Annotated in this window: 1 protein-coding gene; it reads left to right on the top strand. The window is 76.0% G+C overall.

Annotation, left to right across the window (positions count from 1 at the left end; translation table 11 throughout):
* Positions 1-1,448: beta-ketoacyl synthase N-terminal-like domain-containing protein (locus tag H5J33_RS35120; RefSeq protein WP_181798698.1), on the top strand; the 1,448-nt coding region annotated here is incomplete at both ends.

The following is a 1,448-nucleotide window of genomic DNA, read 5'->3' as shown; positions in this document are numbered from 1 at the left end:
ACCTGCACCGGCGGCTGACCGCACTGACCGGCCTGGACCTGCCGGTCGGCCTCGCCTACGACTGCCCGACCGTCCAGGACCTCACGGCCCGGCTGCTCGCCGAGGTCCACGGCACCCCGGACACCCCCGCCGACCAGGCCCCCGCGCCGGATCCCGGCGAACCGGTCGCCGTCGTCGGCATGGCCTGCCGCTTCCCCGGCGGCATCGCCTCGCCCGCCGACCTGTGGCGGCTGCTCACCGACGGCGGCGAGGTGCTGACCGGTTTCCCGCAGGACCGCGGCTGGGACCTGGACGCCCTCTACCACGAGGACCCGGAGGTGCCCGGCAGCACCTACGTGCGCAGCGGCGGATTCCTCGACACCGCCGCCGAGTTCGACGCCGACTTCTTCGGCATCAGCCCGCGCGAGGCGCTCGGCACCGACCCCCAGCAGCGGCTCGTCCTGGAGACCTCCTGGCAGGCCCTGGAGGACGCCGGCATCGACCCCACGGCGCTGCGCGGCACCCCGGCCGGGATGTTCCTCGGCGCCGAGACCCAGGAGTACGGCCCGCGGCTGCACGACGCCCCGGACGGCCTGGACGCCTACCTGCTGGCAGGGAACGCGGGCAGCGTCATATCCGGCCGTGTGGCCTACGTGCTGGGCACCGAGGGACCGGCGGTCACCGTGGACACCGCCTGCTCCGCCGCCCTGGTCGCCGTGCACCTGGCGTGCCGCTCGCTCAGGCAGGGCGATTCCTCGCTCGCGCTCGCCGGAGGCGTGGCCGTCATGGGCGGCCCCGGGGTGTTCACCGCCTTCGGCCGGCAGCGGGGCCTCGCCCCCGACGGGCGCTGCAAGGCGTTCTCCGCCGCCGCCGACGGCACCGGATTCGCCGAGGGCGTCGCCGTGCTCGTCCTGGAACGGCTCTCCGACGCCCGCCGCAACGGACACCGGGTGCTGGCCCTGATCCGCGGCTCGGCCGTGAACCAGGACGGCGCCTCCAACGGCCTGACCGCGCCCAGCGGCACCGCCCAGCAGCGGCTGATCCGCCGCGCGCTCGCCGACGCCGGCCTCACCGCCGCCGACGTGGACGTGGTCGAGGCACACGGCACCGGCACCCGGCTCGGCGACCCCATCGAGGCCACCGCGCTGCTCGCCACCTACGGCCAGGACCGTCCCGCCGGCGCGCCGCTGCTGCTCGGCTCCGTCAAGTCCAACCTCGGGCACACCCAGGCCGCCGCCGGCGCCGCCGGACTGATCAAGACCATCCTCGCCATGCGGCACGGGCGGGTACCGGCCACGCTCCACGTCGACACGCCCACCCCGCACGTCGACTGGTCGTCCGGGGCCGTGGAACTCGTCACCGCGCCGCGCGACTGGCCCGACACGGGCCGGCCCCGGCGGGCCGGGGTGTCCTCGTTCGGCGTCAGCGGCACCAACGCGCACGTCATCCTCGAACACCCCGGGCCACGT

The organism is Streptomyces sp. WELS2, assembly GCF_013870595.1.
GTDB lineage: Bacteria > Actinomycetota > Actinomycetes > Streptomycetales > Streptomycetaceae > Streptomyces.
This window is presented reverse-complemented; position numbering and strand designations above follow the sequence as displayed.